Origin of the sequence: Pasteurella multocida (assembly GCF_900187275.1) — a bacterium.
Classification (GTDB): domain Bacteria; phylum Pseudomonadota; class Gammaproteobacteria; order Enterobacterales; family Pasteurellaceae; genus Pasteurella; species Pasteurella multocida.
Genome location: NZ_LT906458.1, coordinates 1,596,585 through 1,622,274, shown reverse-complemented (window position 1 = coordinate 1,622,274; position 25,690 = coordinate 1,596,585). Strand labels below are relative to the sequence as shown.

The following is a 25,690-nucleotide window of genomic DNA, read 5'->3' as shown; positions in this document are numbered from 1 at the left end:
TAAGATTACAAAACTCTTAATAAAATAGGTTGGTAGTGGTGTTTCTTCTTTAACCTTTTACTGTATGTGCGAATGGCGAGAAAGGACAATGCTGTGCAAATAAAGATAAACAAAGCGCTGATTAATTCATGAGAGAACAGTTTTTCCGCGAGAAACGTGCTGGCGAGAATAGTAAGTAGAGGAACAATATAAATGATGAGCGCGGAGAAAATTAACGAACGCTCTTCTAAACCAATTTCAACCCGTTGCCCCACTTTTAGTGGAGTAATGGTTTCAATCCAAAAAATGTGCTCTCCCTTTTCTCCAGTGAGTTCAGAGAGAGCGGAGGCGCCACAGGCATTTTGTGCTGCACAAGCTCCACAAGCACTTTGTGATTGACATTTTACTTTTGCCATGCCGGATTGGTAGTCAATCACAATGGCTGTTTCTTTTAACATGTTATGCCTTACTTTTTGAACTGAATATCTTGCACGATACGTTTTGCGGTGGAAATCGGTAATTGACCAACAAAGGTAATTTCTTTGCCATTGATCATTTCACTGTAAATCGTATAAGTTCCTTGTTTCCACGTATTATCTAAATTGACCTCGGCAATCGGATCAGACACATAAAGCGTAAAAGAGAATAACCCGTCACTGTATAATTGGCTTTCAATATGGCGTTCATCGTCTAATCCCACAGCTTGATTTATTTTGACAAACCCCTGTGGTAACCAGCTGGTTTGCCAGTGGAATGTTGGCGTTGTCTCTTCTTTTTTATCAATCAGTAATGGTGGGAACACAATATTTTCGAGATATTCTGCTAAACCTTGTAAGCCATCGCCAATATACAGATTGACGACACGAAATTGATCTAATAAGTTACCATCGCGATCGAGAATGTCACTTTGTAGTAGCAAATGATTTTCTTCATCAATAAAGGCGACATATTGGTAACGGAAATCATCTTTTGGCAAAATGCGAATTGTTTGCACAAGGCGGTTAGCAACACGATTACGCCCCATTTTGACAAAATCATAGTATTTTTCTAACCGTTCAAAATTGGCATTCATCAGTGCCGGTAAACTGTCAATGATTTGGGCGCTATGAATCGTAAAAGGTTGGAAATTCGGCTGGAAATAGCTGACTAAATTATCCCTGAGCACAATTTCTTGTTGGACACCGTCCAGAGTCACTAACTGCGCATAGGATTTACCATCAATATGAAGATGACGATAACGTAAAGAATCCATATTGGCGGGTGTTGTTTTTACAAAAGCAATTTCATAGCTGAGTTTTTCGCGCGCTTCTGGCATTTTGAGTAGAATTTGTTTGGCCGACAGGCTTTCTTCTGCAAATGTGTTAAATGAGCAGAGCGCGAGCAAGAAAAAGGTGAGAGATTTTTGCAGTGCTTTAAACATAGTTGCCACCATAAAACAAATTCACCACCTATAAAGGTGGTGAAGGTGAATTAACGAAAAACATTATTTTTGTGTGTTTTGCTGATTTAAGATTAAAGAGTCAGCATAAAGACGACGTTGTACTTCATAGTTTTGTAACATTGTACCAATGCGTTTATTTTTTTGTTCCAATTGCTCTGGTGTGACTACATCTTTAATCGGTGCATTATAACTTACTTGCTGTACGACATTATTAAACGGTAAGGTTTGTAAAATTGGCGCATCAACATTGTTTTGCGCTTCATTCTTAGCCGTAATCACAGATTGTGTGCCGAGCACCGCAACTAAGCAAACGCTTGCCGCCACAGCGACTTGTGCCAAGGGAGCAAAAAGACCTTTGAGTTTTTGCATAAATGGTAAGTGTTCTACTTCTTCTGGCAACGGTTGTGAAATCATCGGTGTGACGACTTTCATTTCCTCTGCTTCAATGAGCGCTTCCATTTTCGCGGTAAAATCTGCACCCAGTAATACTTCGCTTTCTTGACGCATGACTGCACGAATTGTATGAAAATTTGCCCAAGATTGCTGTAATTCGTCATCTTGGCATAATTTTTCAGTCAATTCAGCGCTGACTTGTTCACCATCAATATAGGCTGAAAGTAACTCTTTTTGCATTTGGACACTCCAACTTTTGCTTGGTTTTGGATTTTTTGTATTGTATTTAACGTTGCAACATAGGTTGCACTTTACTTTCGATAATTTCACGCGCACGGAAAATTCGAGAGCGAACAGTTCCAACTGGACAATCCATAATTTCTGCGATCTCTTCGTAGCTTAAGCCCTCAAGCTCGCGGAGTGTAATGGCCGTTCTTAAATCTTCTTGTAAACCGTTTATTGTATCAAATACAATTTTCTTTAATTCGCTGGATAACATTTCATTTTCCGGGGTATCCACATCCCGTAAGTTACTGCCCATTTCATAACTTTCAGCCTCTTCCGCTAAGATATCTTCATTAGGAGGGCGACGTCCTTGAGCAGTTAAATAATTCTTTGCCGTATTGACGGCGATTCGATATAGCCATGTGTAGAAAGCACTGTCACCACGAAAAGAATCAATCGAGCGATATGCTTTGATAAATGATTCTTGTACAACATCAGGAATGTCGTTTTGTGACACATAGCGAGTCAGCAAACCAGCCACTTTATTTTGATAACGAGAAACCAATAAATTAAAGGCCTTTTTATCTCCTTGCTGTACTCTTTCTACCAAAGCCTGATCTGTTAGCTGTTCAGCCATATAACCTCTTATATCACCTCTAACAAGCCTTAATATTCAAAGACAGCAAGCTCTTGCAAACAGTTAGACGGTGCCGAATAAAAAAAGTTCAATCTTTTTTGTAAAGACAAATTAATCTGTGAGTTTCAATGTTTTTTGAATGTAATCAACCATTTGTTGTAATTGAGGATCAGTTGCCATACCTCGATTAAAGAACCAAGAAAAAAGCTGTAAATCGCTACACGCTAATAAACGAATAAAGGTGTCTTTTTGTGTGTCAGATAAGGCGTCAAAGTGCTGTCGATAAAATGGCATAATGACGTTATCCAGTTCGAGCATTCCTCGCCGACAATCCCATTCAATTCTCAGTTTGTTGTATTGGGTCATTTGATATCCTTAGAAGATGTAAACTGCGTAAATATAGCAAGGAAAGACAGGAAAATAAACTCAGTTACTCTTTTTGCCTGTTGGCGCGAAAAGAGGACTTTTGCGATTTTGAGGCATTTTTGTTATATTAATGGCGATTAGTTGTCTTAGTTAAGTGCAATACTATCTCATTTAAACTGTATTTTGCGCAGTTTTTTCCTTATTTTTCATGAATAGCATGAAATTTCCGTATGCCAATAGGTTATATCACATTATCTCGTCACTAAGGAGGCGTTTTGACATTTTTTAAGCAGTTACAACAACGTAGTACATTAAAAGCACCGATTTTCTTTCCCAGTCTTTTCTTCATCATTTTTGTCACTTTATATTGTTCTTTTTTTCCACAACATGCTCAAGGGACCTTAAACGTCGTTAAGCAACAAATCTTTAGCCATTTCAGTTGGTTTTATGTGCTTGCGGTATCCATTTTTATTGTTTTCTTAGTGTTGCTTTGTACCAGTCGATTAGGCGATATTCGTTTAGGTTCGGATAATGAAGAACCAGAGTATCCATTCCTCTCTTGGATAGCGATGTTATTCGCGGCAGGAATGGGTATTGGTTTGATGTATTTTGGTGTGGCTGAGCCGATGTTGCATTATGCCAATCCATTACATCAGGGCATGACTGCAGCGGAAAAAACCAAAGAAGCCATGTTAATGACTTTTTATCACTGGGGGATTCATGCTTGGGCAATTTATGCGGTGATTGGTCTCGCACTGGCGTATTTCGGTTTTCGGTATAAGTTACCGCTCACCATCCGTTCAGGCTTTTATCCGTTATTAAAACAGCGTATTTCAGGTTTTTGGGGACATGTGATCGATGTCTGTGCCTTATGTAGTACGATTTTCGGTATCACGACGACCTTAGGTTATGGCGCCATGCAGTTAGATGCGGGATTAAATAGTTTGGGTTGGATTGACTCTCGGAGTTTTTCCACACTTTCTCTGTTGATCATTTTGGTGATGTGTTTTGCAACGATTTCTGCCATTACGGGGGTTGCAAAGGGGGTGCGCCGTTTAAGTGAAATTAATTTATTTTTTGCGCTGATTCTAATGCTGTTTGTGATCGTGCTTGGACCGACATTGTTATTGTTAACCAGCTTCACGGAAAATCTAGGTTATTATCTGAGTAATTTAGTGTCGTTAAGTTTCCGCACCTTTGCTTATGAGCCTGAAAATCAAGGTTGGTTTAGCGGTTGGACGGTGTTGTATTGGGCGTGGTGGGTGTCTTGGGCCCCGTTTGTCGGTCTTTTTATTGCCAAAATTTCTAAAGGGCGCACGATTCGCGAATTTATTTTAGGGGTGTTATTTATTCCTTCACTCTTTAATGCACTGTGGATGACCACTTTCGGCAATTCTGCGATTTGGCTAGATGGGGAAACTGCAGGAAATTTGACCGCACTTGCGGGCAACACGGAAGCGTTATTATTTGGTTTTTTTGATTTATTACCTTTTGGCAATATTGCTTCCTTTATTGCCATTGTGATTATCGCTTTATTCTTTATTACCTCGGCGGATTCTGGCATTTATGTGATTAACAGCATTGCTTCGCAAGGGGAAGAAAACAGTGTTAAATGGCAAAGTGTGTTTTGGGCAATATTATTGGCGGTACTGGCGATTGCCTTATTACGTTCAGACGGCTTGTCTGCCTTACAAACCATGACACTGGTCATCGCCTTACCTTTCACCATGATTATGTTGTTACTGTGTTTTGGTCTATGGAAAGGGTTGATGGTGGATAACCAATATTTCAGCAAAACTTTTTCACAGGGTAGCAGTAATTGGACGGGGAAACACTGGAAATTGCGCTTAGAAAAAATTCTTTCGCAATCGAAACGTGCCGACGTGCGTAATTTTATTGATGAAATTGCTCAGCCCGCTTTTTATGAATTAGTGGCGGAGTTTGAAAAACATGGTTTAACCGCACAAGTTGACATGATTGCAGGGAAAAAACCAAAAATTGAATTTGTGGTGATGAAAGAAAATTTACGTAATTTCTTATATGGTATTGAATGTCAATTCCGTGAATTATCCACCTTAGTGGTGGAAGATGAAGCGATGCCAAATATTGATTCTAAACGTTCTTATGAGCCGATTACCTACTTTATTGATGGGCGAGAAGGTTATGATGTGCAATATATGACTAAAGATGAATTAATTGCTGATGTATTAAAACAATATGAGCGTTATATGAATTTAGCGATGGATAAAACCAATGCTTTGATGACCTACGATGTAGCATAATTAAGTAATCAATAAGCAAAAACGGGATATTTTGTTATATCCCGTTTTTTTGTGGGTGAATCAGCGATGTGATGAGAAATTTATTTTTTGTTATATAAAACATTATATTACATTGATGTTTTTCTATTCTTATTGGCTATTTTTTACCAGTTTAACTCTTAAAAGATATCTAATTTGATCCTTCTCAATAAGGATTTCCCTTTCTTCTGTATAATCCGCGTTTCTTATAATCAAGCTTGGGAATCTATTTATGCTAAGACAACAAACACACTCAACCTTGAAAGATGTGATTAAAACGTTTTTCTTTGCCGGCATACTGTTGCCGATTTTAATGATGGGGAGCGTGGGAGCTTATGGCTTGATCGTTTGGTTATTACAAATGTTCGTCATTGGCTTACCAGGCGCGTAACGGGGTAGATATGAAATTTTTTATGTTAATTAAGCGATTTTTTACCAAGCCTTCTGCCAAAATAGGTTTGGGTATTTTAGTGAGTATTGGCTTTATTGCAGGTGCGATTAGCTGGCAAAAATTTAATGATTTAATGGATCACACCAGTACCGAAGAATTTTGTATTGGTTGTCATTCTATGCAGCAACCATTAGAAGAATTAAAGCAAACGGCACATTGGTCAAATCGTTCTGGTGTCACTGCCACTTGCTCAAGCTGCCACTTGCCGCATGATAAAACAGCCAAATATGCCCGCAAAGTCCAAGCGGTGCGTGAGGTATTTGCGGAATTCACCGGCAAATATGAGGAAGAAGGCGCCTTTGAAAAGCACCGCCAAGAAATGGCAGAACGAGAATGGGCTCGTTTTGCAGCGAATGGTTCGAAAGAATGTAAAGCCTGTCATAGCTATGAGCGCATGAACTTCGACAAAATGTCTGAGGCAGCGAGAAAAGCCATGATTCCTGCCGCAGCGAAAGATCAAAGCTGTATGGATTGCCATAAAGGCGTAGCACACCATTTACCAAAAACACAAGTGAGCGAAGGCAGTACTTCGAAATTTGATCAATTTGTGGCGAAAGCACCACAGGCGGATAAAACGTATTACAGTAAAGCCAATATCGCGCTGTTTAAAGATGAAGCTATGCAAGCGCAAATTGGTCAACTGGAAACGGCGGTACCAGTACGTTTTGTTAAAGCAGGTCAAGGCGCGGATTTAGTGGAAATGACCATGTGGCGTAAAGACAAAGGTTTTGGTCGAATTTGGTATCACCAATTTGGCAAAAATATTACAGATGCCGTATTAAGCAAAGAATTTATGCAAAATGCACCGCACTTTACAGTGTTAGCGAAACAAGAAGATCCTTTAACAGGTTTAACGTGGCAACAAGTCAGCATGCAAGTGTGGATTGCTAAATCACAGTTAATTGAGGACGTGAAGCCAGTATGGGCAGCGGCGGAAAGCATGTACAAAACCCAATGTAGTACCTGTCATAGACAGCCAGAAGTGGCGCACTTTGACTCGAATACATGGATCGGTTTATTCAATGGTATGGTGGGTTTCACCAACATGGATAAACAAACCAGTAAAGAAGTTTTACGCTATTTACAACTGCATTCATCTGACTTTGAAGCCCATTCTGACAGCAAGTAGGAGAGAACACCATGAAACAATCACGTCGTCAATTTTTGAAAAATATGTCTGCCATGGCGGCGACATTTGCGATGCCTAATTTCCTGATTGCTCAAAACGCGTTTGCACAGTCTGCAGAAAACGTCAGTGAATGGAAAATCACAGGTTCACACTGGGGGGCGATTCGTGCCAAAGTGCAAAATGGCAAAGTAGTTGATGTTAAACCCTTTGAATATGATCAATACCCAACGGAAATGATCAAGGGGATCAAAGACTTAATTTATAGCGAAGCACGTATTCGTTACCCAATGGTGCGTTTGGATTGGTTAAAAAAACGTCATAACAGCAATACGGCACAACGGGGTGATAACCGCTTTGTGCGTGTGACTTGGGATGAAGCATTAGATTTATTTTATGAAGAATTAGAACGTATCCAGCAAAATTACGGTCCATGGGCATTACACACCGGTAACGTAGGGTGGCGATCTACCGGGCAATTCCATAGTTGCGGTAACCATATGATCCGTGCTGTGGGGATGCACGGCAACAGTGTCAGTACCAGTGGGGATTATTCCACTGGGGCAGGGCAGGTGATTTTGCCTTATGTCTTAGGATCAACAGAGGTGTATTCACAAGGTACTTCTTGGGAAATTATTTTAAAAGAAAGTGAAAATATTATCTTCTGGGCAAGTGATCCAGTGAAAAACTTACAAGTGGGTTGGAACTGTGAAACTCACGAAGCCTATAAATATTTAGAACAATTAAAAGCAAAAGTAGCAGCAAAAGACGTGAATGTGATTTGCGTTGATCCCGTGAAAAGCAAAACCCAAAATTATTTAGGTTGCGACTTCCAATACATCAACCCGCAAACAGATGTTGCCTTTATGTTGGCGCTTGCCCACACCCTTTATGTCGAGAATTTGTACGATAAAAAATTCATCGAGATGTACACCGTAGGTTTTGAAAAATTCTTGCCATATTTACTGGGTGAAAGTGAAGATAAAGTGGTTAAAGATGCTGAGTGGGCAGCAAAAATTTGCGCTATTCAAGCAGAAGACATTCGTCAATTTGCCAGAATGCTAGCGGGTAAACGTACCCAGTTGATTTTTGGTTGGGCAATCCAGCGTCAACAACATGGCGAACAACCGTATTGGATGGGGGCCGTGCTGGCCGCCATGCTCGGGCAAATTGGTTTAGCGGGTGGTGGCATTAGCTATGCGCATCATTATAGCTCGATTGGTATTCCAAGCTCGGGTGCCGCCATGCCAGGCGCCTTCCCATTAAACTTAGATGAAGGGCAAAAACCGAAATACGATAACAAAAATTACAACGGCTACAGTGCCGTAATCCCTTGTGCTAGAATAACGGATTCGCTATTGCAACCAGGCGAGACCATTCACCACAATGGTCAAAAAATCACTTACGCCCCATATAAAATGGCGATCTTTACAGGTTGTAACCACTGGCACCGCCATTCTGAACGTAACAAGATGAAACAGGCTTTCCAACGGTTAGAAACCATTGTGTCGATCAACTACAGCTGGACAGCCACTTGTCGCTTCTCGGATATTGTCTTACCCGCCTGTACCCCATTTGAGCGCAACGATATTGATGCTTATGGTTCGTACAGTAACCGTGGCGTGATCGCCATGCAAAAACTGGTAGATCCGTTGTATGACTCGCGTTCTGACTTTGAGATTTTCAAAGATCTTTGCCGTCGTTTTGGTAAAGAAAAAGAATATTGTCGCAATATGGACGAAATGGAATGGGTCAAGCACCTGTATGAAGCCTGTCGGCAAGAAAACCAAGGCAAGTTTGACATGCCACCATTTGCTGAATTTTGGCAAAAGGGTTATGTATTATTCCCTGAAGGGGAGCCTTGGGTACGTCATGCAGATTTCCGTGAGGATCCTGAATTACATGCGTTGGGCACACCGTCCGGCTTTATTGAAATTTTCAGTAACAAAATCGCCAGTTATGGCTATGCAGATTGTAAAGGTCATCCAATGTGGTTTGAAAAAGCTGAGCGTTCGCACGGTGGACCAAAATCAGACAAATATCCGTTCTGGTTACAATCGGCACATCCTGATAAGCGCTTGCATTCCCAGTTATGCGAATCGAAAGCATTGCGTGAGACCTATGCCATTCAAGATCGTGAGCCTTTGTTTATCAATCCAGAAGATGCCAAACGTTTAGGCATTGTTCATGGTGATTTAGTGCGGGTGTATAACGATCGGGGACAAGCGATTGTTGGTGCGCATGTGTCAGATAATTTCCCACAAGGTGTACTACGTTTACAAGAAGGTGCATGGTATTCACCTTTAGACGAAAAAGTCGGTTCTATTGATACCTATGGTGATCCGAATACCATGAGCTTAGATATTGGCAGTTCAAGTTTGGCGCAAGCGGTATCTGCCAATACTTGTTTGGTCAATATTGAGAAATTTGTGGGACAAGCACCTGCGGTAACGGGTTTCCATGGTCCACATGAGGTCGCCCTATGATGCCGTTTTCCCGTGAAGAACGCCAATTTGTCTATACCTGGCTGAGCAATATGCTTGGTCATGAGCTTTCCGCTAGCCAATTAGCGCAATATCAACAAGGTCTATTTGATGATTTCTTTGCGTTTCTCACGGAGCAAGGCTTTCAAGCACAAGTAGAAGGTATTCAACAGCAATTACAGCAGTTAAAAACAGTTGAATTGGCACATTTGGAATTAGCAGCGGATTACACGCAGTTATTTCTGTTAGACGGTAGCAGTAGTACGTTACCTTATGCCTCCGCGTATTTACTCGAGGCACAGCTGGCTTGCCATTTTACCTTTTTGGAGGCATTGCTCGTGCGTTTTCAGTTACAACTGAATCGGGATAAGCCTGAGCCTAGCGATCATCTGTGTGTCTATTTAGAATTACTACGTCAGCTTGCTGAAGTAGATGACATGAAAACCTATCAGCAACTGATCCAAGATGCACTGTTACCTTGGTTATTACCGTTCAATGACAAAGTACAGCGAGTAAAAACACGCACCACGTTTTATCAACAGGTTGTCGTGTTGTTGATTTTGTTATTACAAGCAGATTGTCAAAATTAAAGGATGCCTCATCAAAAAGAAAGCCCGGCATGTGTCGGGCTTTTTTCTTATGAATATTATGCCAATTCGGGCTAGGTTTTATTTAAAATAAGCCACGAGCGCAATGATGAGTGCGGCAAGTAAAATGAGCGGTAACCAACGTGCTACACCACATTTTAACTGACAACATTCGCTGGTTGTGCTTGTTGAACAACAAGCATTTTTAGACGCTTCTTGCTTCGTATGCGTATAAGGAGTCGCTTGCATGAATGCTTTATCAAACTCTTGCGCAATGTTTTTTAAAGTTGCATGCGTTGAGGTACGATAAAGCGGTTTACCTTCAAACTTCGATAAATCAATCTCTATATCCGTGGCGGCAAAGACTAAGTCAGCGGCTGCTACTTCTTCAGCTGTAATCAGGTTATCTGCCCCCATTTGCCCGTGTGTTTCGACTTTGACACACCAACCTTGTGTTTTCGCATACAACATGATCGCTTCTGCAGACATAAAGGTTTGTGTTACTCCTGTTGGACAAGCAGTAACTGCGACAATCTTTTTAGTGGCATCACAGGTCGCAAAATCATTGTGGTAGTCACGTGGTGGTGGGGTGATAATGCCGACATCATCCTCTTTCGGCGCATGATAAACTGTCGCCTGTGTTAATGCTTGTTGGAAAGTGCTTTCTGTATTGTTGAGGACTGCGCGTGTTGATGTACGGTATAACATCTTTCCTTCAAATTTTGACAGATCGGTTTCCACATCCGTTGCCACAAGAACAAGATCAGCCTCTGCAATATCCGCTTCGGTTAGAATATCTTTCACGCCAATCTGTCCACGGGTTTCGACCTTAACATCCCAACCTTGTTGTTTCGCATAGTTCATAATGGCTTCGGCAGCCATAAAAGTTTGTGTGACGCCTGTTGGACAAGCCGTAATCGCAATCAAGCGATTCACGTTATAAGGCGTAGAGAAAGAGGGCGTTACACTTTCGGCATGCTCGTTTAAAACATAGGGAGTTGCCTCTGCGAAAGCCTTAGTTAAAGTGTTTTCGGGAGCATTGAACGCCTCTTCTGCATCGACAATAACGCATTTTTTACCTACAAATTGAGGGTTGTGTATTGCTTCACCGAATACAATCACCAGATCTGCCTCATCTAATTCGGTGATTTGGTGACCTTGTTGATGGGCGGCTGCTGTGATAACTTGATGCAATAAGAATACTTTTGCATTGCCAATGTCTTCTTTTTGTGTGAGAAAAATGTTCATGAAATTATCCTTAAATGAATGTGATTTTTATTTTTTCTAAAATTGGGTTGAGTAACGTCAAGTCAGTGATGCCTACATTACTTTGTGAAACTGCTAAGCTCGAAAGTGCGGTCGCAAAAGCCAATGTTTTTTCAGCAGAATATGTATTAAGCATACCATAAATTAGACCCGCCACCATGGTATCTCCCGCGCCTACGGTACTGACGATAGGCGTGTCTTGTGGGGGCTGGGCGTGTAACACTGTATTTTCATTTAGCCAAATTGCCCCTTCTTCCCCCATTGAAATGACGACATGAGGGATACCTTGTCGTTGTAATTGTGTTGCCGCGTGGATGATGTCTTGCTGTGTCGCTAATGACGAACCATACCAGCTTGCAAGCTCATCGCGATTAGGTTTGACGAGCCAAGGTTTGGCTTGTATGCCTGATGCGAAAGCTTGTTGACTAGTGTCTAATATGAGCTTGATGTTATTTTTATTAAGTTGGCGGAGCCAAGCTGTAAAGTCATCTACGCTGATTCCTCGAGGAAGACTGCCACAAACTGCAATCACATCAAATGTTTGGCATTGTTGCAATGAAAAGTCCACAAACGTTTGCCAATCTGTCTTACTCACATGATAGCCTTGAAAATTGAGGTCAGTGACGACGCCATCTGACTCTGTCAGTTTTACGTTGATGCGTGTTGCTCCGGTAATTCGATGAAAATGATCGGTGAGCCCCAAACGCGAAAACAATTGTTGAAATCCCGTTTGATTTTCTTGCCCGAGAAAGCCAGTTAATGCCACGTCTACCCCTAAGTCATGCAGAACTTTGCCAACATTAATCCCTTTGCCAGCAGGGTAAAGTCCTAAAGAATCCACCTGGTTTACCGCACCTCGTGTTAGGTGAGGGAGATGCCCTACTAAGTCGTAGGCAGAATTTAGTGTAATGGTCAGTACTTTTGTCATGCTGTCTCACCTAAATGGTTGTCAATAAGCTCACCTACACATTGTATGGCTTGCTGTGCTTCTGCACCAGTGGCAACAAAGCGTAAACGATGTCCTTGTTGTGCACCCAGTGCGATAACTTTCAGCAAACTTTTTGCGCTGATCAGTTGACTGTTGGTTGTTAAATTTTGCACGGCGATAGACGCATTATATTTTTTGAGATGACTGACTAAGATTGCGGCAGGACGAGCGTGTAACCCATGTAGATTACGCAGTGTAAAAATCGATTCAATAGGTTCAATCTGTTCATTTAAACCCGCAGTCCCTTCCGTTTGGTTTACGTGCTTGTGCTCAAGATTTAATAAGGAGGCAATTGTTTCTTTTGAGCCGGTGAGTAATTGTTGTTGAACTTCTGGTGCTAATAAACGGGTTAGGACGGGATGAATGTTATCATCAATTGCTGCAATGGTGAGTACGGCATGGACGCTTTTACCATTATGTAAGAATGGGTTTTTAGTACGACTAAAAGCACAAGCATTTTTTTGATTGCCGAGCGTAGCATCCGTCAACCAAATCCCTTGCCCTAAAGGCAACGCAGGGCTAGCAAGTACTTCACGAACAAATTCGTTATTGACGGCTTGGTACTGTTGTAATTTTTCGGCATTACGTGCTGTCAAGGTTAATAGGCTAGTCGTATCAAGATCTAAGCTAATTAAATCAGGTTGGTTAGTCGCACTTTTCCCCATTAAGCGCGCATAAAATTCGGACACATCCTGTGTTGTGATTAAGTGTTTGACCGTTTCTTTATCGTGAAGCAGACGAGCTAATTGACGCAGGAGCGCTAGATGTCCATCTGAATCAGCGGCAAGTCCAATCACAAGGTAGGCGATATTATCTTTATCCCAAGCGACGCCTTGTGGAAACTGAAAAATTTTCACGCCTGTTTTTTTGACTAAAGCGCGGGTGGTCACAGAACCATGTGGAATCGCAATACCATTGCCCAAATAGGTAGTAATCTGCGCTTCACGTTCAAGCATACCAGCTAAGTAGCCTTCTTCTACGTAGCCTGATTGTATAAGTGCTTGAGCAACCATTTCAATGGCTTGATCTTTATTGACGGCTTGAGAGGATAAGTGAATGTCGTTTTCGGTGAGTTCAAACACGGCGACTCCTGTACTTCTTCATTATAGATCATGCATATGTCGAGAAAATGTCATCTTTCTCTTTATTGCCAAAAGCGAAAAAAACTGCTGATTTTCACATCAACAGTTTTTCACTTTATTGGGCACAACGTTTTAATAATTGTTCAGAACCTTGGACAATATAAGGGTCATCTTCAGCCCTTTGTTTGCCTTTTTGGAGATCTTTCATTGCATCATATATGCCTTGTGTGACACTAGGCGCATCTAAATATGACCAACAATTTGGGTTAAGCTTGTTAAAGTTGCTTTGTAAAGCGGAGGCAAACACGACACCACTATAGTAAGCGTGAATATTCGAGTCATGCCCACCTTGATAGAGGTTCTCTTTGATTTTGTCAATCGGCAATAAAATACGGTTTAAATACCAATCATTTGCACCGCTACTAAATGAGTGCACATCATAATCTTGATTCACTCGTCCTTTATAGGTAGCAAGCGTCGCTTCATAGGCTGTCGCATAAGATTTTTGATCAATTTGTGTTTTATCTAAATCAATCACCGCTTTTTTATCATTCATAAAAGGCACATAAGAAGACATTGAACACGCGCTAAGTAGCGTGATTAAGCTGATAAGAGAGAGTGACTTTAACATAATGAGTTCCTTGTTCAGTCCAGTGCATTGATCGTTGATTATACTGTGAAAGTCTATATTAGCCAATCTCTTGCACATCTTTTAGCAGATAAAGTATGGGGATGTGGTTTACGTCTGCAGATCGACTAAGTTGTTGATATTTTTAAAGGCATCTGGCGTCGCTGAGAAATCGACCGCTATAGCGTGCTGTTGCTGCATAAATGTTAACATGCGTCGCTCGCCTGTCGCGAGATATTGTGCTAAAGCCGGTGCGAGTGAGGTGGAAACCAAACAAAAAGTGGGATGTTCTCGTTCGCCGTCATGGGCGTAGGCAAGTTGCGCGTGTTGCGAAATGACAGCGTGTTTGAGTTTGGCAAACAGATCCATGGGGAAAAAAGGACAATCACAAGGCACAAATAACACAAAGTTGCTTTGGGCACGCTGTAAGGCAGTTAAGATCCCACTTAACGGTCCTTGAAAGCCGGCTAAGTCATCAGAAAAAACCGGCAATCCACTTTGCGCATATCGCTGTTGGTTACGGTTAGCATTAATCGCAATATCAGCAATTTGTGGCTGTAAACGCTGGTAAATATGTTCAAAGAGCGGTTGATTTCTAAAAAGTTGTAAGCCTTTATCCACGCCACCCATGCGACGCGCTTGTCCCCCTGCTAAAATTACCGCACTAAATGTGATTGTCATGTTTTCTTCTTTCTCTAATTACAGTATGATTCTTGCAAATTTTTTCAATCATAAGGAAAACTTTATGAAATGTCATCGTTTGAACGAGGTTTTGGAACTTTTACAGCCTTATTGGTCTAAAGACCCGGATTTGCATTTATTACAAATTTTGCAGAAAATTGCCGATGAGGCAGGGTTCAAGAAACCTTTAGCTGAATTAACCGATGAAGTGATCATTTATCAGCTAAAAATGGATGGGACGGATAAAAATGCGCCGATCCCGGGTATCAAGAAAGATTACGAAGATGATTTTAAGACTGCGTTGCTGAAAGCGCGTGGCATTATTAAATAAGGATTTGCAATGAAAAAATTAGTTTTAGCGGTGACGTCATTCCTTTTTGCTGTTTCTGTACAAGCGACAAATTTAACTGAGGGTAAGCAGTATGTGACGTTAAATCAGGCACCTGTACAACAAGCAGAAGTCATCGAGTTTTTCTCTTTTTATTGTCCACATTGTTATTCGTTTGAATACGAATACCAAATCCCAAATAAAGTGAAACAGCAGTTGCCAGAAGGTGTGAGCTTGAAACAATATCATGTCAACTTTTTAGGCGGTGAAATGGGGAAAAATCTTACTCGTGCATGGGCATTGGCTATGGCGACCGGTGTACAAGATAAAGTAAAAGAACCTTTATTTTTCGCGGCACAGCAAAATAAATTACGCAGTATGGATGATATTCGTCAAATCTTTTTGGCTAATGGTCTCAGTGCAGAACAATTTGATGGCGGAATTAACAGTTTTGCCGTCACAGCGTTAACTAATAAGCAAGTGACAGCGGCTGAACACATGAAAGTGCGGGGTGTGCCAGATTTTTACGTAAACGGGCGTTATCGAGTTAATCCTGAAGGACTGAAAAACGACAGTCATGAGGCGTTTGTTGCTGATTATGTCGAAACAGTAAAAGGTTTATTGCAAAAATAACAAAAAATTGGTTTAATGCTTCGTTTTTTGAACGAATAGCTTATTGTAGAGGATATTATGGCAGAAAGTTTTAGTGTTACACGTCGTTTTTTTGATGATAAAAATTACCCGAGAGGCTTCTCACGTCATGGCGATTATACAATCAAGGAATCACAAGTCCTTGAACAATATGGACAAGCCTTTAAAGCATTAGAATCAGGCGAACGTGAACCTGTGACAAAAGAAGAAAAAAACTTTGTTGCATTCTGCCGTGGAGAGCGTCCAGCAGAAACCTTTTTTGAGAAAACATGGTCTAAGTATCGTGCGCGTATCTCGACGACTAAACGTGTTTATACTTTATCAGGTGTAGTTGGTACCGATAATTTAGACGATTTCTCAGCAGAATAATCTCGCGTCATCTTATAAAAGGCTTGGACAATGAAACTGAGCCTTTTATCTTCATTTCATACAGACATCATTATAGAACTCATCTTATGCAAGCGTTGCTTCCTATTGAACAATATGACAGCTTATTGGCGGAAAAACAGAAAAAACTGACCGCACTTTTAGCGCCTTTTCATGCTCCCGCATTGGCGGTTTTTCCTTCACCTGTACAGCATTATCGTATGCGTGCAGAGTTTCGTATTTGGCATGACAAAGGGGATTTTTACCATATCATGTTCGATCAACGGACTCGTCAACGTTATCGTGTCGATTGTTTTCCGATGGCAAGTCAGCTTATTAATCAGATGATGGATACGCTCTTACCGTTGCTAAAAACAAACAGGGTACTACATCATAAACTGTTCCAAATTGATTATTTAAGCACTTTAAGCAATAAGATCATTGTCAGTTTGCTATATCACAAAACCCTTGATGAACAATGGGAACAGGCAGCAAAACAATTAAAAACAAGTTTGTTACAACAAGGCTTTGACTTACAACTGATTGGGCGTGCTAGCAAACAAAAAATCTGTTTGGATCAGGAATTTGTCGATGAAGTGTTAACGGTGCATGGAAAATCTTATGTGTATCGTCAAGTGGAAAACAGCTTTACTCAACCCAATGCGATCGTGAATCAGAAAATGCTTGAGTGGGCGGTGGACTGTACCCAAAACAGTGAAGGTGATTTGCTTGAGCTTTATTGTGGCAACGGTAATTTTTCTATTGCGCTTGCACAAAATTTCCGCAAGGTTTTGGCGACAGAAATTGCCAAACCCTCGGTGGCAGCCGCCCAATTTAATATTGCCGAAAATAGCATTAAGAATTTGCAAATTATTCGGATGTCCGCAGAAGAATTCACGCAAGCGATGAATGGCGTGCGTGAATTTCATCGCTTAAAGGGCATTGATTTAAACGCCTATGAATGTAATACCATTTTTGTGGATCCGCCTCGTGCTGGTTTAGATGAGGAAACGGTGAAATTAGTACAGAATTATGATCGTATTTTGTATATTTCATGTAATCCACATACTTTGTGCGATAATTTACAACATCTTTGTCAAACACACCGTATTGAAAAAGCCGCCTTGTTCGATCAATTCCCCTATACCGAACATATGGAAGCCGGTGTGTGGTTAATTCGGAAATAAGCTATGAATATTCAACTGATTTGTGAAACGGAAAATCCTGAAAAATTCACCGCACTTTGTACACAATATAGTTTAGTGCACGATCCGGAAAGTTATTTGGCACTGGTACAAACCTATGATGAGCTGGGACAAGTCCGTTTAGAGTTACGTAAATTAGATGAAGCAAAACTGGGCGCGGTGTTTGTAGATTTTGTCGCGGGCGCGATGGCACATCGGCGTAAATTTGGTGGCGGACGAGGGGAGGCTGTGGCAAAAGCGGTAGGCATTAAGTCAGGCTATTTGCCGACAGTGATTGATGCGACAGCGGGACTTGGACGAGATGCGTTTGTATTGGCATCGATCGGTTGCCGAGTGCGTTTAGTGGAGCGTCATCCGGTGGTACGTTTATTACTACAAGATGGCTTACAGCGCGCTTATGCTGACAGTGAGATTGGCGAAATGTTGCAACAAAATATGCAATTATTACCTGTGAGTCACATTGCGCAATTAAATCCTGCATTGGATTGTGTTGATGTCGTCTATCTTGATCCAATGTATCCACATAAACCCAAAAGTGCTTTAGTCAAAAAAGAAATGCGTGTGTTTCAGCATTTAGTTGGGGCAGATCTGGATGCCGATAACTTACTCGAACCCGCCTTAGCGTTGGCAAACAAACGTGTGGTGGTGAAACGTCCTGACTACGCGCCATTTCTTGCGCAACAATCACCGCACTTTAGTCGAGAAACGAAGAATCATCGTTTTGATATTTATTTAACTGGGTAAGCTGATGAATGAAAATGCCCAGCTACGCTGAGTAGCAACGTTGAGTCGTATTTGAACCGCACGATATTCATGCAAAAACCGCACATGTTTTTAATGTGCGGTTTTGTTTTTCTGTTTGCTATCAAGATTAAGGTTGTGGTGGCGGACCATATTTTTGCATTAATTCGTCATTCATTTGCGAAAATTCATTACTTATTTTAAGTAAGATATCTCTTTTCTGTAATAACGCCATTGAACCTTCTGGCGAAGGATTATGATGTAATTTTACATTATCACTGATCAGTTCAGCGGACGTAACCAGTAAAACCTTGGCTTTCTCTTTGAGTTTAAGAATTTCAGCACTGTAAATAGGGAGTGTATCGAGATCTTTCACAATCGCCTTAATTTCCGTTGAAAATTTGTTCACGAGAGGTGCTAAGCTGGCGATATCGCCAGATTGTGTCACATTGGCGATTTCATGATTGAGGGCGGCGATTTTGGCATTATTGGCGTTTTGAAAATCAATAAAAAGATAGAATTCTGCTTTAGGATCTAAGGCTACCGCGGGGGCTTTCGTTTGATTTGTGCTGTTGGATGTGGTTGTGAATTGGGTTATCTGGTCACAGGCGATTAGACCAAAAGATAACAAGCACAAAAAGCTAAGTTTTGAAAATGTCTGCATATTTACCTCTTAACATCACATGAATATGGTTAGCATTGAGTCCTCACTATACACCGCTTTATTTGCTGTTTCAATTTACTTGCTTTAGCTGGCTTGTTTTGGGTGATGTGCGTTTATTTTTATTGTAAAGTTAGATTATAATTTTGAGCAGTTATTTTTTTATTCATCAAACAAGAGAAGATTATGAAAGAGAAAGCATTAAGTATCGTGATTTTAGCGGCCGGTAAAGGGACGCGGATGTATTCTGATTTACCAAAAGTGCTACATAAAATTGCCGGAAAACCGATGGTAAAACATGTGATCGATACGGTGAAATCCATTCATGCAAAAAATATCCATTTAGTGTATGGACATGGTGGGGAAGTGATGCAAACTCGTTTGCAAGATGAACCTGTGAATTGGGTCTTACAAGCCGAGCAATTAGGTACGGGGCATGCTATGCAGCAAGCAGCCCCGTTTTTTGCAGATGATGAAAATATTTTGATGCTTTATGGTGATGGACCATTAATTACTGCGGAAACCTTACAAACATTAATTGCGGCAAAACCTGAACATGGTATTGCATTATTGACCGTCGTATTAGATGACCCAACTGGTTATGGGCGTATTGTGCGTGAAAATGGCAATGTGGTGGCGATTGTGGAACAAAAAGATGCCAATGCAGAGCAATTAAAAATCCAAGAAATTAACACAGGCTTGTTAGTGGCAGACGGTAAAAGTTTGAAAAAATGGTTATCACAGTTAACCAACAACAATGCACAGGGAGAATATTATATTACGGATGTGATCGCCTTAGCGAATCAAGACGGTTGCCAAGTAGTGGCGGTACAAGCCAGTAACTTTATGGAAGTAGAGGGCGTGAATAACCGTCAGCAATTAGCGCGTTTAGAGCGTTATTATCAGCGCAAACAAGCAGACAATTTATTATTGGCTGGAGTGGCATTAGCGGATCCTGAGCGTTTTGATTTACGCGGGGAACTAAGCCATGGGAAAGACGTGGAAATTGATGTGAACGTGATTATCGAGGGCAAAGTCAGCTTAGGTCACCGAGTTAAAATTGGAGCTGGTTGTGTGTTAAAAAATTGCCAGATTGGTGATGATGTAGAAATTAAACCTTATTCTGTGTTGGAAGAGGCGATTGTTGGACAAGCTGCGCAAATTGGACCCTTCTCTCGTTTGCGTCCGGGGGCTGCATTAGCCGACAACACACATATTGGTAATTTCGTTGAAATTAAGAAAGCGCATATTGGGACGGGCTCGAAAGTAAACCATTTAAGTTATGTGGGAGATGCCGAAGTCGGGATGCAATGTAATATTGGTGCAGGCGTGATCACTTGTAACTATGATGGCGCAAATAAATTTAAGACCATTATTGGTGATAATGTGTTTGTAGGGTCTGATGTACAACTCGTGGCACCGGTTACTATCGAAGCGGGTGCAACCATTGGTGCGGGGACTACGGTGACCAAAGATGTGGCTTGTGATGAGTTAGTGATTTCACGTGTTCCTCAACGTCATATTCAAGGTTGGCAACGCCCTACTAAACAAACGAAAAAGTAACCGCACTTACGAACAGTATTTATGTACTTGCTGCCCACCTGTTGGTGGGCAGTTTGTTTAGTTAAACGTGATATCTAATCCCATTTCACTAAGCACGCGTTTTTCGGCTTTTAGCTCGTTACAGATCAGCGGTGTATGCGTCAAATAGCCTTGTGCAAACTTGAGTGTCCAATGGGTTAAAGCACGGTTGAACGTCAAGGTGATTTGCTCGGTTTTCTCTGTGGCTTGACGGGATTTGTTTAAGATAATGGCTAAGCGTAATAAACGTACTAAGGCTAACACATCTTGTTCATCATACCGTGCAAATTTACTTAATTCAGACAGTTTAAACAGGTTAATTTGATAACGCACTAAGGTGGCTAATAAGCGTTGTTGTTCTTTATCGAAACCCGGTAATTCTATATTTTGTAAAATATAGGCGGAGTGTTTTTGCATCCCTTTATGGTTAATCACAATGCCGACTTCATGTAAACGTGCTGCCCACAGGACGATTTCGATCATCTCTGCTGCCAGTTGTGGTTTTTTCCAATGGCGATATTGTTGGCTAAGCAGTTTAACACTTTGATGGACACGTTCTGCTTGGGCTTGGTCTATGGTAAATTGTTCTGCTAAACCTAACGCCGTCCGCTCACGAATATTGCTCACTTGAAAGGTCTTTTCGAGGCTATACATGACCCCTTCGCGTAACGCCCCATCAGAATAACGCATTTGTTGAATACCAAATGTTTCAAATACAGCACTCAAAATAGCCAATCCGGGCACAAAGACATCAGCACGTTCTTCAATCAAGCCGGATAATTTCAGATCTTCAAAGTGGGTATGCTGTAATGTTTGTTTGATTAATTGTTGTAGACGTTCAGGGGTGATAAGACCGTTTGGATCAATATTTGCCATGATGACTTGATGTACAGTTTTAATTGTACCAGAGGAGCCTAACACCACATCCCAGCCCAAATGCCGATATTCATAGGCTAAGTCTTCAATTTTCATTAATGCGGCTTGACGAGCATTTTCAAAATGTAACTGACTGATTTCACCTTGAGGGAAAAATTGTTTCGCAAAGCTGACACACCCCATATGTCGACTTTCAGCTAAAATAGGGGTGAAATTTTCCCCAATAATCATTTCAGTCGAGCCACCGCCAATATCAATGACAAATTTTTTTCCAGTTTCAGGTTGGGTGTGTGACACACCGGCATAAATAGTTTGCGCTTCGGTTTTCCCTGTAATGATATTGATTGGATAAGGGAAAACAGCTTTGGCTTGGCGTAAAAACTCGTCATTGTTCACTGCACGACGTAAGGTATAGGTGCCAACAACATTGACATTTTCTGGTGCAAACCCCTGTAAGCGCTCCGCAAACAAGGCTAAACAATTTACGCCACGAGTAATTGCCGCTTGGTTGAGAACATTGTTTTCATCTAAGCCCTCTGCGAGCTGGACTTTTTGCTTTAAACGAGAAAGAATCTGAATAGAGCCATTCATAATACGTGCGACAATCATATGAAAGCTATTTGAACCCAAATCAATGGCAGCAATTTCCCTCGCTTCGAGACGCGAGGGAATGGAAAGTGCGGTGCCTTTTTCCATGACATTTTCACTCTTCATATTCTTCCTTAAAATTCAAATTGATATAGCAAATCCACCGCTTGGGTGACACCGGAAACAGATTGTAAATATAATTTAGGGATTAAGCGATAACGTACCGTAAACTCCGCCAGTCCATCAAACAGACCCACACCATATTTGACTTGTAAACGTGGTGTGATATTGCCACTGACCACCACTTTCGAGCTATCGCCGACGCCTTGGGTGCCTAAGTTTAGATCTTGAATACCAAAGGCTTGTCCAATTCCGCCAACGGCTTTACCACTTTTCGCGAGCCCGAGTCCGAGTAAAGCGGCGCCAATAGACCCACCAGAGCCAGCTTCGCCACTGTTTTCTAATGAACGCCCTGTCAGCACATAAGATAAGGCTTGATCTTGTGACATACCGGGTTCGGAGAAGACCTTGATCTCAGGACTTTCGGCGAGCCCAAGGACTTTAATTCCAGCGACGACACCAGCGGTATCCATGGATTCAGGATTACGAATTGCTTCAATGTTTAGCATGGGTTGTGAAGGTTGACCAGAAAAGCTGATCATGCCTTTGCGGATCAACAGATCTTGCCCAAAGGAAGCATAGCGACCATTGGTTAAATGAATTTGCCCAAAGAGACCCAGATTGCCTTTTTCTTGACGTACACTGAGTAACCCATTGAGGTTGGTTTTCAATCCATACGCGTTCAGATAGACATCTTGTCCAATATTAATTTTTAAGTCGGACAGAATCTCCATTCCGGATTTGGTTTTGCTTGGCAGTTTGGCGGTGATTTTTTGTGATGTCTGATTGTCTAGGATGACTTCATCAGGACTGACAGAGACCGCACTTTCCGGTAAGCTTTCAATTTCAATTCTTGCCCATGGGATATCAATATTGCCCGTTAACTGCAAGCGTTTTGGACTGGCGGTGATTTCCACATTCGGACTGATTTTAAGTTTCGCCATCGCGGGAATATCAACTTTAAATTGGTCAGCTTTGGCATGTAAGCGAGATGTCCAATTATCTAAGTTCTGCCAACTGGCATCACCCTCTAAATTTAAGCGGCTGTCTGGTGTTTTTATATGACCATTTAATGTTGAACGGTTACCTACAAAGTTTAACGCCAGCTCCCCGCCTTCAATGTCAAAAGGTAATGATTTCATTTTGGCATTTAAGCGAGAAAGCTTGAACTGACCGTTTAAGTTGGGGGCATTGAGGGTACCCGCAAATTTCAAGTTAGCGACAATATCCCCCGTGATGACCTCGTTATTGGATAGCAACTGATTAAAAATATCTAAATTCAGTTTATGAATTATCAAGCTTCCGCCCAATTGGCGTGCTTGTGCTAAATCTTTGACCTCGAGATTCGCACTGATATTGCCTTGGTCTTGCAGTAGGAGATTACTGTTGAGTACGAAATGGTTATTCTGTAGATCCGCGTTTAATGTGAGTTTAGGGATATCTAAGCCAAAAGTACGGTAGTCTATTTTTTGTGTGAAGCTTAAATTATCCCCTTTGACTTGGACATTCAGCTGGAGCGGTTTGTCACTAAACCAAGCAACTTTTCCTTCACTTTGTAATTGCCCTTGTAGCAGATCTTGTTCGAGGAGATCATTGACTAACGCTAAATCAAATTTCGTTATTTTAAATGGTACTTCGCCACTTTTGCCGACACGAAATGCCTGTGGAAAGCAAAGCTCCACATCGTTATTTTGCCAACAATGTGCAGAAATCTCAGTTTGCATCGTCGGATTATCATAGGCTAAAACAACGTTTTTATCGGTATGCCAATGTCCAATAACTGAGGCAATCGACACTTGTTTTAATGCACCTTGCCAACGTTGTGTCGCACGATCAAATTGCCCTTCCAAACTGAGTTTAGGTGCAACAGGCTCACCTTGAGAAACTAAGGTCAGATTATGCTGCGCTTCATTACCATGTAAGGTTAAATCTAACGTATCCAGTTTTACATCGCCAGATTGGAATTTATTTACCTGTAATGCCAGTTCACCGGCGGTTTGTTTCGCCATATCCACATGACCTTTCAAGGTAACTTTATTGATATTCAAGTCATTAAGTTTGATTTGATTACCAACTAAGTCTAGGGCGACAGTAGGCTGCACAAGTTGTCCATTTAGCTGGAGATGACCTTGTAAATTCGCGCTTAAGTTTGGCATTAAACCACGTAGGTCAGGGGCGTTAATATCGAGTTTGAGATCTGATTTTTCACCAAGAAAACCGGTGGCAACAATCTTATTTTCTCCGTAAGTTAACACTAAATCAGGCACTTTTAACAATAATTGATGAAGCCATGTTTCTGACCCCACACTCAAACTGCCTTTGAGCGCTAATGGGCGTTGTGATAGCGTACCTTCTAAGTTTAAATGTGGGATATCAAACAGCCATTGCTGTTGATTAATTAATCCTGTCGAGAACAATTGCCCTGATAGTATGGTAGGCAAACCTGCCAAATAGTCACTCAAATTTAATTTATCAAGCTGTAAATTGCTATACCATTGCACCCCATTTTGCCAACCAATTTTCCCTTGTAGATCAGCGCTGCCTTTTAGGGTATCAAGATGGAGTTGAGTAATATCAAGTGATAATAATTCCCCTTTTGCGTCAAATTGGAGCGCCGTTTTGGGAATATTCGCGCCTTCTGCTTCGGTGTTTAGCTGTAATTGATAGTCCAGTAAATTACCGCTCACTTGTAAATTCAATTGAGGAATATGAACAAGAGCTGGTTGTACTGGCTGAAACGGATAACGGAAGTCTTGGCTACTTAACTTGATCTGGAAGGGGGTCTTTTCTTGAGACAGCGCAAATTGTCCGTTCAAATTTGCATTTAACGCCCCACGGCTTTGTAACGTAAGTGCGGTCTGTTTTTTCAAATTTCCAGACAAGGTGACATCTACTTGACTGGCGGGCAATAAAATTGCTTCGCCTTCGTTTAAAGTGTGCATTTCAGCATGTAGTGCAACATGCAGGGGGAAATCTGCGTCAAGTTGCAAGTGTCCGCTACCGTGTAAATTTGCCAAGTTACTTTCTACATTGAACTGGCTGAGTTCAATCTGCGCGCCAGTGGCGTTTGCTTGTAACTGAAACACGGGGATATCAATCACTTGCGTGTGTTGGTCGTTGACTTGTTGATATTGCCAGTGCTGTCCTTGAATGTGTTGAATATGCATATCAAAAGGCAAAACGATATTTTCCAATTTTGCTAATAAAGGCGCACTCAACTGTTTTTCTATTTGAACCCAACCAATCGGGGCTTTTTCTGTCTGAGACGGTTCTTTCACAGCTGCCGTTGGTGAGACAACTTTGACTAATAATGCTTGAATTGTCGTTGGTGCAATGGTTAAGCCTGACTCATTATTTAAACTGGCTGCTGTTTGGAAGTAGGCTAAGTCCACGGCATTATCATCAATCACAAGACGTAATTGCTCTACTACCATGTTGTCGACATCAACAGAAATAGGCAAATGGATACGTTGCATTGGTGCACTGGTTGGTTTCTCTTTTGCTTTTGGAGGCAGCAGCGCGGTATTCACTTGAATATGCGGTTGGTGTAAAGCGATCTCTTTAACACAAATATGTAAGCGCCATAGACAGCTTAAATCCAGTTGTAAATGAACTTGTTCTAATTGTGTTTGTACCCCTTCTGCATCAAAACGCACTTGATTCAGGACAAGACCTTCTTGTAAGCCACCATTTACTTGTGCAATCGAGAGCTGAGGTAAGGCTTTATCTACGAATTCAATCAGCCAGCGTTGACCCGCGCTGGTGCTGAGTGTGATGAAGAGCGCTAAAATTGATAAGAAAATGACCGCACTTAGACCACATAGCAGTTTGCGCCAAAACGATTTTGGGCGCTTAACCGGTGGGGTTTGGTTTTGTTGTTCAGGTGAAGCTGGTTGTGCTGCGATATGTTCTGTCATGTTGCGTGATCCGTCTTTTTTAG

General features: G+C 41.4%; 24 protein-coding genes. 11 read left to right on the top strand and 13 right to left on the bottom strand.

Annotated features, from left to right (window positions below; translation table 11 throughout):
• Positions 1 to 5: 5 nt before the first annotated feature.
• From CKV69_RS07415 to CKV69_RS07395, 5 genes are all read right to left on the bottom strand, one after another.
• Positions 6 to 437: a SoxR reducing system RseC family protein gene (locus CKV69_RS07415; protein ID WP_014326448.1), complete on the bottom strand. Its 432-nt coding sequence runs from the start codon at positions 435 to 437 to the stop codon at positions 6 to 8.
• Between the two features lie 8 nt (positions 438 to 445).
• Positions 446 to 1,399, bottom strand: a complete 954-nt coding sequence (gene rseB, locus CKV69_RS07410; RefSeq protein WP_005757982.1) for a sigma-E factor regulatory protein RseB — start codon at positions 1,397 to 1,399, stop codon at positions 446 to 448.
• A gap of 63 nt (positions 1,400 to 1,462) precedes the next feature.
• Positions 1,463 to 2,053, bottom strand: a complete 591-nt coding sequence (locus tag CKV69_RS07405; RefSeq protein ID WP_014326447.1) for a sigma-E factor negative regulatory protein — start codon at positions 2,051 to 2,053, stop codon at positions 1,463 to 1,465.
• Positions 2,054 to 2,099: 46 nt separating this feature from the next.
• Entirely contained in the window at positions 2,100 to 2,675 is a 576-nt protein-coding gene (gene rpoE, locus CKV69_RS07400; RefSeq protein ID WP_005755383.1) for an RNA polymerase sigma factor RpoE, read from the bottom strand.
• 111 nt (positions 2,676 to 2,786) lie between these two features.
• The gene (locus CKV69_RS07395; RefSeq protein WP_005718978.1) at positions 2,787 to 3,041 is read right to left on the bottom strand and encodes an FAD assembly factor SdhE; all 255 of its coding nucleotides are present in this window, start codon (positions 3,039 to 3,041) and stop codon (positions 2,787 to 2,789) included.
• Positions 3,042 to 3,316: 275 nt separating this feature from the next.
• Here CKV69_RS07395 and CKV69_RS07390 point away from each other — a divergent pair, with 275 nt between their 5' ends.
• The 5 genes from CKV69_RS07390 to torD all read left to right on the top strand — a co-directional run bounded on the left by CKV69_RS07390 (position 3,317) and on the right by torD (position 9,991).
• Positions 3,317 to 5,323 (top strand): BCCT family transporter, encoded by a 2,007-nt coding sequence (locus CKV69_RS07390; protein ID WP_010907338.1) that lies wholly within the window; start codon positions 3,317 to 3,319, stop codon positions 5,321 to 5,323.
• A 250-nt stretch (positions 5,324 to 5,573) separates the two neighbouring features.
• On the top strand, positions 5,574 to 5,732 hold the full coding sequence (locus CKV69_RS07385) for a periplasmic nitrate reductase, NapE protein (protein ID WP_005736300.1): 159 nt from the start codon (positions 5,574 to 5,576) through the stop codon (positions 5,730 to 5,732).
• Positions 5,733 to 5,742: 10 nt separating this feature from the next.
• Positions 5,743 to 6,921 carry a pentaheme c-type cytochrome TorC gene (gene torC, locus CKV69_RS07380; protein ID WP_005757988.1) on the top strand — a complete coding sequence of 393 codons (1,179 nt, stop codon included), beginning with the start codon at positions 5,743 to 5,745 and terminating at the stop codon, positions 6,919 to 6,921.
• Between the two features lie 11 nt (positions 6,922 to 6,932).
• Positions 6,933 to 9,404, top strand: coding sequence for a trimethylamine-N-oxide reductase TorA (gene torA / locus CKV69_RS07375; RefSeq protein WP_014326445.1), 2,472 nt, complete (start codon positions 6,933 to 6,935; stop codon positions 9,402 to 9,404).
• Positions 9,401 to 9,991 carry a molecular chaperone TorD gene (gene torD / locus CKV69_RS07370; RefSeq protein ID WP_016570046.1) on the top strand — a complete coding sequence of 197 codons (591 nt, stop codon included), beginning with the start codon at positions 9,401 to 9,403 and terminating at the stop codon, positions 9,989 to 9,991. The genes torA and torD overlap by 4 nt, the downstream gene beginning before the upstream one ends.
• 78 nt (positions 9,992 to 10,069) lie before the next feature.
• On the opposite strand, the gene CKV69_RS07365 is transcribed toward torD, so the two are convergent.
• From CKV69_RS07365 to mobA, 5 genes are all read right to left on the bottom strand, one after another.
• The gene (locus tag CKV69_RS07365; RefSeq protein WP_014326443.1) at positions 10,070 to 11,236 is read right to left on the bottom strand and encodes a PTS fructose-like transporter subunit IIB; all 1,167 of its coding nucleotides are present in this window, start codon (positions 11,234 to 11,236) and stop codon (positions 10,070 to 10,072) included.
• Positions 11,237 to 11,246: 10 nt separating this feature from the next.
• Positions 11,247 to 12,182: a 1-phosphofructokinase gene (gene fruK, locus CKV69_RS07360; protein ID WP_014326442.1), complete on the bottom strand. Its 936-nt coding sequence runs from the start codon at positions 12,180 to 12,182 to the stop codon at positions 11,247 to 11,249.
• Positions 12,179 to 13,324, bottom strand: coding sequence for a fused PTS fructose transporter subunit IIA/HPr protein (fruB, locus tag CKV69_RS07355; protein WP_014326441.1), 1,146 nt, complete (start codon positions 13,322 to 13,324; stop codon positions 12,179 to 12,181). Before fruB ends, fruK begins: the two co-directional genes overlap by 4 nt.
• A gap of 115 nt (positions 13,325 to 13,439) precedes the next feature.
• Positions 13,440 to 13,955: a hypothetical protein gene (locus tag CKV69_RS07350; RefSeq protein WP_005752285.1), complete on the bottom strand. Its 516-nt coding sequence runs from the start codon at positions 13,953 to 13,955 to the stop codon at positions 13,440 to 13,442.
• A 108-nt stretch (positions 13,956 to 14,063) separates the two neighbouring features.
• Positions 14,064 to 14,633 carry a molybdenum cofactor guanylyltransferase MobA gene (gene mobA, locus CKV69_RS07345; protein WP_005755401.1) on the bottom strand — a complete coding sequence of 190 codons (570 nt, stop codon included), beginning with the start codon at positions 14,631 to 14,633 and terminating at the stop codon, positions 14,064 to 14,066.
• Positions 14,634 to 14,697: 64 nt separating this feature from the next.
• Here mobA and CKV69_RS07340 point away from each other — a divergent pair, with 64 nt between their 5' ends.
• The 5 genes from CKV69_RS07340 to CKV69_RS07320 all read left to right on the top strand — a co-directional run bounded on the left by CKV69_RS07340 (position 14,698) and on the right by CKV69_RS07320 (position 17,927).
• The gene (locus CKV69_RS07340) at positions 14,698 to 14,964 is read left to right on the top strand and encodes a YihD family protein (protein WP_014326439.1); all 267 of its coding nucleotides are present in this window, start codon (positions 14,698 to 14,700) and stop codon (positions 14,962 to 14,964) included.
• A 9-nt stretch (positions 14,965 to 14,973) separates the two neighbouring features.
• A complete protein-coding gene (gene dsbA / locus CKV69_RS07335; protein WP_005752287.1) occupies positions 14,974 to 15,594 on the top strand; it encodes a thiol:disulfide interchange protein DsbA in 621 nt (206 codons plus the stop codon).
• A 57-nt stretch (positions 15,595 to 15,651) separates the two neighbouring features.
• Positions 15,652 to 15,981: a MaoP family protein gene (locus CKV69_RS07330; RefSeq protein ID WP_005719007.1), complete on the top strand. Its 330-nt coding sequence runs from the start codon at positions 15,652 to 15,654 to the stop codon at positions 15,979 to 15,981.
• An 86-nt stretch (positions 15,982 to 16,067) separates the two neighbouring features.
• Positions 16,068 to 17,165, top strand: a complete 1,098-nt coding sequence (gene trmA, locus CKV69_RS07325; RefSeq protein ID WP_014326438.1) for a tRNA (uridine(54)-C5)-methyltransferase TrmA — start codon at positions 16,068 to 16,070, stop codon at positions 17,163 to 17,165.
• A gap of 3 nt (positions 17,166 to 17,168) precedes the next feature.
• Complete coding sequence (locus tag CKV69_RS07320; protein WP_014326437.1) at positions 17,169 to 17,927, top strand: class I SAM-dependent methyltransferase; 759 nt, start codon at positions 17,169 to 17,171, stop codon at positions 17,925 to 17,927.
• A gap of 127 nt (positions 17,928 to 18,054) precedes the next feature.
• On the opposite strand, the gene CKV69_RS07315 is transcribed toward CKV69_RS07320, so the two are convergent.
• Positions 18,055 to 18,588, bottom strand: coding sequence for a hypothetical protein (locus tag CKV69_RS07315; RefSeq protein ID WP_014326436.1), 534 nt, complete (start codon positions 18,586 to 18,588; stop codon positions 18,055 to 18,057).
• Positions 18,589 to 18,771: 183 nt separating this feature from the next.
• Here CKV69_RS07315 and glmU point away from each other — a divergent pair, with 183 nt between their 5' ends.
• The gene (gene glmU / locus CKV69_RS07310) at positions 18,772 to 20,148 is read left to right on the top strand and encodes a bifunctional UDP-N-acetylglucosamine diphosphorylase/glucosamine-1-phosphate N-acetyltransferase GlmU (RefSeq protein ID WP_014326435.1); all 1,377 of its coding nucleotides are present in this window, start codon (positions 18,772 to 18,774) and stop codon (positions 20,146 to 20,148) included.
• Between the two features lie 57 nt (positions 20,149 to 20,205).
• Here the strand turns inward: glmU and ppx are convergent, their stop codons facing one another.
• Positions 20,206 to 21,756 (bottom strand): exopolyphosphatase, encoded by a 1,551-nt coding sequence (ppx, locus tag CKV69_RS07305; RefSeq protein WP_016504269.1) that lies wholly within the window; start codon positions 21,754 to 21,756, stop codon positions 20,206 to 20,208.
• A gap of 8 nt (positions 21,757 to 21,764) precedes the next feature.
• Entirely contained in the window at positions 21,765 to 25,667 is a 3,903-nt protein-coding gene (tamB, locus tag CKV69_RS07300) for an autotransporter assembly complex protein TamB (protein WP_014326434.1), read from the bottom strand.
• Positions 25,668 to 25,690: the final 23 nt, after the last annotated feature.

Coding starts and splice junctions, on each gene's coding strand:
- CKV69_RS07415 (WP_014326448.1), bottom strand. CDS start 437: ATGTTAAAAGAAACAGCCATTGTGATTGACTACCAATCCGGCATGGCA.
- rseB (WP_005757982.1), bottom strand. CDS start 1,399: ATGTTTAAAGCACTGCAAAAATCTCTCACCTTTTTCTTGCTCGCGCTC.
- CKV69_RS07405 (WP_014326447.1), bottom strand. CDS start 2,053: ATGCAAAAAGAGTTACTTTCAGCCTATATTGATGGTGAACAAGTCAGC.
- rpoE (WP_005755383.1), bottom strand. CDS start 2,675: ATGGCTGAACAGCTAACAGATCAGGCTTTGGTAGAAAGAGTACAGCAA.
- CKV69_RS07395 (WP_005718978.1), bottom strand. CDS start 3,041: ATGACCCAATACAACAAACTGAGAATTGAATGGGATTGTCGGCGAGGA.
- CKV69_RS07385 (WP_005736300.1), top strand. CDS start 5,574: ATGCTAAGACAACAAACACACTCAACCTTGAAAGATGTGATTAAAACG.
- torC (WP_005757988.1), top strand. CDS start 5,743: ATGAAATTTTTTATGTTAATTAAGCGATTTTTTACCAAGCCTTCTGCC.
- torA (WP_014326445.1), top strand. CDS start 6,933: ATGAAACAATCACGTCGTCAATTTTTGAAAAATATGTCTGCCATGGCG.
- torD (WP_016570046.1), top strand. CDS start 9,401: ATGATGCCGTTTTCCCGTGAAGAACGCCAATTTGTCTATACCTGGCTG.
- CKV69_RS07365 (WP_014326443.1), bottom strand. CDS start 11,236: ATGAACATTTTTCTCACACAAAAAGAAGACATTGGCAATGCAAAAGTA.
- fruK (WP_014326442.1), bottom strand. CDS start 12,182: ATGACAAAAGTACTGACCATTACACTAAATTCTGCCTACGACTTAGTA.
- CKV69_RS07350 (WP_005752285.1), bottom strand. CDS start 13,955: ATGTTAAAGTCACTCTCTCTTATCAGCTTAATCACGCTACTTAGCGCG.
- mobA (WP_005755401.1), bottom strand. CDS start 14,633: ATGACAATCACATTTAGTGCGGTAATTTTAGCAGGGGGACAAGCGCGT.
- CKV69_RS07340 (WP_014326439.1), top strand. CDS start 14,698: ATGAAATGTCATCGTTTGAACGAGGTTTTGGAACTTTTACAGCCTTAT.
- dsbA (WP_005752287.1), top strand. CDS start 14,974: ATGAAAAAATTAGTTTTAGCGGTGACGTCATTCCTTTTTGCTGTTTCT.
- CKV69_RS07330 (WP_005719007.1), top strand. CDS start 15,652: ATGGCAGAAAGTTTTAGTGTTACACGTCGTTTTTTTGATGATAAAAAT.
- trmA (WP_014326438.1), top strand. CDS start 16,068: ATGCAAGCGTTGCTTCCTATTGAACAATATGACAGCTTATTGGCGGAA.
- CKV69_RS07320 (WP_014326437.1), top strand. CDS start 17,169: ATGAATATTCAACTGATTTGTGAAACGGAAAATCCTGAAAAATTCACC.
- CKV69_RS07315 (WP_014326436.1), bottom strand. CDS start 18,588: ATGCAGACATTTTCAAAACTTAGCTTTTTGTGCTTGTTATCTTTTGGT.
- glmU (WP_014326435.1), top strand. CDS start 18,772: ATGAAAGAGAAAGCATTAAGTATCGTGATTTTAGCGGCCGGTAAAGGG.
- ppx (WP_016504269.1), bottom strand. CDS start 21,756: ATGAAGAGTGAAAATGTCATGGAAAAAGGCACCGCACTTTCCATTCCC.
- tamB (WP_014326434.1), bottom strand. CDS start 25,667: ATGACAGAACATATCGCAGCACAACCAGCTTCACCTGAACAACAAAAC.